This is a genomic window from Microcystis sp. LEGE 00066, from assembly GCF_015207925.1.
GTDB lineage: Bacteria > Cyanobacteriota > Cyanobacteriia > Cyanobacteriales > Microcystaceae > Microcystis > Microcystis ichthyoblabe_A.
The window spans coordinates 1-4,080 of sequence record NZ_JADEVX010000275.1 but is presented as its reverse complement, the minus strand read 5'-3'; the positions used below and the strand labels follow the sequence as shown (position 1 = coordinate 4,080).

Annotated in this window: 5 protein-coding genes; 2 read left to right on the top strand and 3 right to left on the bottom strand. The window is 42.9% G+C overall.

Features of this window, described 5'->3' with window-relative positions; genetic code table 11:
* The coding region (locus tag IQ224_RS22200; protein WP_194033504.1) for an FAD-dependent oxidoreductase at positions 1-110 on the bottom strand (110 nt) is incomplete at its 3' end.
* A 233-nt stretch (positions 111-343) separates the two neighbouring features.
* Between IQ224_RS22200 and IQ224_RS22195 the strand changes: the two genes are divergently transcribed.
* Together IQ224_RS22195 and cydB are read left to right on the top strand one after the other, a co-directional pair.
* The gene (locus IQ224_RS22195; protein ID WP_002747451.1) at positions 344-1,771 is read left to right on the top strand and encodes a cytochrome ubiquinol oxidase subunit I; all 1,428 of its coding nucleotides are present in this window, start codon (positions 344-346) and stop codon (positions 1,769-1,771) included.
* 8 nt (positions 1,772-1,779) lie between these two features.
* Positions 1,780-2,793 carry a cytochrome d ubiquinol oxidase subunit II gene (cydB, locus tag IQ224_RS22190; RefSeq protein WP_002747450.1) on the top strand — a complete coding sequence of 338 codons (1,014 nt, stop codon included), beginning with the start codon at positions 1,780-1,782 and terminating at the stop codon, positions 2,791-2,793.
* Positions 2,794-2,874: 81 nt separating this feature from the next.
* Here the strand turns inward: cydB and IQ224_RS22185 are convergent, their stop codons facing one another.
* Positions 2,875-3,369, bottom strand: a complete 495-nt coding sequence (locus IQ224_RS22185) for a phosphoribosyltransferase (protein WP_002747449.1) — start codon at positions 3,367-3,369, stop codon at positions 2,875-2,877.
* A 22-nt stretch (positions 3,370-3,391) separates the two neighbouring features.
* A complete protein-coding gene (locus IQ224_RS22180; protein ID WP_036402498.1) occupies positions 3,392-3,625 on the bottom strand; it encodes a hypothetical protein in 234 nt (77 codons plus the stop codon).
* Positions 3,626-4,080 lie beyond the last annotated feature (455 nt).

Genomic DNA, 4,080 nt, shown 5'->3' with positions numbered 1-4,080 from the left:
CGACAACCGAGACGGGCGCAAGCTAGGGCCGCTTCACAGCCGGAATGGCCTGCCCCGACGACGATGACATCAAATTCGTCTTGAAAGTCTGCGGCTGAGGAGAAAGTCATACTCGATCGAGGGGAAAATTAATTAATCAGGCTAATATTCTAGCAATTTTTCTGAGTTTTCCCCCTAATATAATACAAGAATACTAACTAAAGTCATTGGGTAACACCAAAGCGATCGCATAAATCTAAAAACAATCTATATAATTCCTATTTAACCTTGCCTTTTCAGGGCATTACTGGCTAAGTATTATAGGTGCTTATGATATCTTCACGATCGTTTAAAGATTATAATCATGGATTTACTTGCCAATCCCGTTGCTTTGTCGCGGATACAATTCGCCATCACCGCTATTTTTCATATGCTTTGGCCGGTGTTAACCACTGGTATGGGCATTTATCTAGTCATTGTCGAAGGATTATGGCTAAAAACCCGCAATCCGGACTACTATCATCACGCTCGCTTCTGGTCAAAACTCTACATTCTCAATTTCGGCATTGGAGTTGCTTCTGGTTTACCCATGGCTTTTCAGTTTGGTATGAATTGGGCGCCTTTTTCGGAAGCAGTGGGGGACTTTTTCGGAACTATCCTCGGTTTCGAGGGAACTATGGCCTTTATGCTAGAGGCTAGTTTTCTAGGAATCATGCTGTTTGGTTGGGGACGAGTTCCCCCGTTAATTCACTTCCTAGCGACAATTCTCGTCGCTTTCGGGGCTAATCTTTCCACTTTCTGGATTTTAACCGCTAATTCTTGGCTGCAAACCCCCGCCGGTGGCATCTTCGTGGATGGTAAATTTATCGTTCAAGATTACCTACAAGCGATTCTCAATCCCTTCATGGTTAATAGTTTCCTGCATATGTTTTTCGCTACCCTGGAAACTTCTTTATTCGTCATTGGTGGGATTAGTGCTTGGTATTTGCTCAATAAACGTCACATTAGCTTTTTTAGTCGTTCTCTCAAAATTATTCTTACTCTAGCGATTGTTATCGCCCCCTTGCAAATTTTTGTCGGTCATCTTAGTGCCGAACAAGTGTATCACTATCAACCGGCTAAATTAGCCGCCATGGAAGCGCAATGGGAAACCATTCCTGCGGGAGAAACTGCCGGTTGGAGTTTGGTTGCTTTACCCAAGGATAAAGCGGAGACAAATAGCTGGGAAGTGAAGATTCCTAATGCTTTGGGTTATCTTTTGGAATTAAAACCCAAGTTATCGGAACCTGTTCTGGGCTTAAAAACGTGGAAATACGAAGACAGACCGCACATGGTGGGGCTAATCTATTATTCCTTCCGGATTATGGTCGCTATCGGTCTTTTTCTCGCGTCTTTAATGGCTGTAACTGTCGGGCAATGGCTGCGCGGTCAATTATCTAACGAAAAAATCGACAGTCAAAAATGGTTACTACGCGCTTGGGTTTTTGCAGCCCCTCTGGGTTATCTTGCGGTTGAAACCGGTTGGATTGTCCGTTGTGTCGGTCGTCAACCCTGGACAGTTTACAATCAAATCCGGACGGTGGATGCTGCTTCTAAACTGCCCGCAGGCGAGATTTTAACCTCTTTAATCGGAATTACGGCGATTTATGTCGTTTTCTTGGTTTCTGCTCTCTATTTCGGTAGTCTTATTATCCGTCAGGGACCCAATCTTAACTTACCACTGCCGGGGACTCAAGAGGAAAAAGTGACCTCACCAGAACTAAATCCTCGTTCCCTGGAAACGCAACAATAGGAGGAACTATGGAACCGTTACAGTATTTTTTGCCGCAAATTTGGTTTTTTATTCTGGGTTTATTCCTGTTTCTCTACGTCCTCCTCGATGGTTTTGACTTGGGAGTGGGAATTCTTTCCCTGACTTCCTCCTCCGAGAAGCGTCGCAGTATTTTAATGACCAGTTTAGGCAATGTTTGGGATGCTAACGAAACTTGGATTGTCTTGATGGGGGGTTCCCTGTTTGGGGCGTTTCCCCTAGCTTACGGGACAATTTTAAACGCTTTATACCTGCCAGCAGTGATTATGGTGGTGGGGCTGTTATTTCGGGCTGTTTCCTTCGAGTTTCGTGAACATTCTCGTCGCAAGTTGTTCTGGAATTATGCCTTCGGACTCGGCAGTTTTTTGGCCGCTTTGGGGCAAGGATTCGCCCTCGGTGCGGTTTTTGAGGGCATTAAAGTGGATGAATTGGGCCATTTTGCCGGCGGTCCCTTTGATTGGTTAACATGGCGATCGATTCTAGTGTCTCTAACTTTAATCCAAGCTTATGTTTTAGTGGGTTCCACTTACCTAATTCTGAAAACTACGGGTAATTTACAGGAAGTTCACTATAAAACGGCAAAAATTGCCGCTATTACCACTTTTATCGGTGCTGTCTTTATCACTATCAGTACGCCGCTGCTTTCTGACCACATCCGTCAGCGTTTATTTGACCCTCGACTAATTTACATCTTTATCCTCATCCCGATTCTAGCTGTGGTCTTACTGGGTTTATTACTGCGGAGTTTGCAACTAAAAAAAGAAAACACCCCGATGGTGTGGACAGTATTGCTGTTTATGCTCTCTTTTATCGGTTTGGGATTGTTGATTTTTCCCGATATTATTCCCCCGTCCGTGACAATTTATCAAGCGGCAGCCGCCCCTAGTTCTTTGGTGTTTATGCTGACTTTTGTGGGTTTTTTAATCCCAATTTTACTAGCCTATACGGTTTATAATTACATCGTTTTTCGGGGAAAAATTACTGCCGAATCCTACGGAGAATAGATGACGTTGCCGATTTCAGATATCAATCTTCTTTGGTGGGATTTTTAAGGGGAAACTCTCTAAGCTGATGCTAAACTGAATTTACTCTAGGAGGTCTTTGGGTGTAATTAACTCGTAACGCTCGAAGGGTTGGTGAATCCAGGGATTATCGGGGTAATATTCCACATAATAGTCAGGTTTAATTCTTGATGCCGCTTTGTACCAGATCACCGCAGTTTTGATATTGGTAATCCCGTATTTTTCCTGCAATAAAATCGAGGTTTTTTGGAGAGTGATTCCCGAATCGACTAAATCATCCACTAATAACAAGGGACTCTTTAATTTGGCTTCGATCATGGCTAAATTCGAGGAAATAGTTAATTCTCCCCGAATTTGATGATTTTGCCCCCCGTAGGAAGCAGCGTAGAGAATGGCTAGGGGTTGACGAAAAAGACGACAGAGAATGTCACCGACGCGCAATCCTCCCTTAGCTAAACAGATAATCTGAGCAAATTGCCAACCAGAACGATCGATTTTTACTGCTAATTTTTCGATCAGACGATGGTATTCATCCCAAGAAACATAAATATCGGCCATATTTTCCATTCCCGATTCAGAATTACTTATTTTCGGCAGGTCGATCACTATTCCAGGCCCACCAAACTCGATCGCATTGACAATGATAGAATTCCTGCCATTTACGACGGGAATCTTCTCCTAAAACGGGAGCGCGGCGATTGATCCAAACGGCCTGAGCTTCTTTAGCTTTTGCCCCACAGTAAGGACAACAAAAATTGTAGGCGTGAACGGCATTCTCTGTCCAGTCAGGGGGAAAGGGACTAAAAGCATCCATAATCTCTGGGTTAAGGGGGTTAACAGTCAAAAAGGGGCTTGAATCGCTGGTGTTTAGTCCATAGTCCTCAATTTCTGCTTCGATAATTTTTACAGCGTTTCCCATAGAGATGAAGTGTAACCTAATTTGGTATTGATGACCGACTCCACAAGGGGAAAACTTCGTACCTCACCATTAAGATAAATGCTATAATAGGTTTTGACAAGCGGTAAATCTTCAAACGTGAAAAAAAGTTATACAAAAGTTGCTTTTATAGATAAAAACATAAATTAAATATACCCTAATAAGGGTGAATAAGCTAGGCTTATAATTTTCCGAAAACTAATGAAACCCACATTCCGCACCCTAAGCTGTCACAGAGAGAAATTACGGAGAGAAAAAATCAAAGTGAGCATAAAAATAAACATAAGGAGCGAAAAAAGGCATTTGAGAAACAGTAAAGCACCAAAAATGGC

Excerpts from the sequence above, each read along its gene's own strand:
- IQ224_RS22180 (WP_036402498.1), bottom strand. The coding sequence starts at position 3,625 with ATGGATGCTTTTAGTCCCTTTCCCCCTGACTGGACAGAGAATGCCGTT.
- cydB (WP_002747450.1), top strand. The coding sequence starts at position 1,780 with ATGGAACCGTTACAGTATTTTTTGCCGCAAATTTGGTTTTTTATTCTG.
- IQ224_RS22195 (WP_002747451.1), top strand. The coding sequence starts at position 344 with ATGGATTTACTTGCCAATCCCGTTGCTTTGTCGCGGATACAATTCGCC.
- IQ224_RS22185 (WP_002747449.1), bottom strand. The coding sequence starts at position 3,369 with ATGGCCGATATTTATGTTTCTTGGGATGAATACCATCGTCTGATCGAA.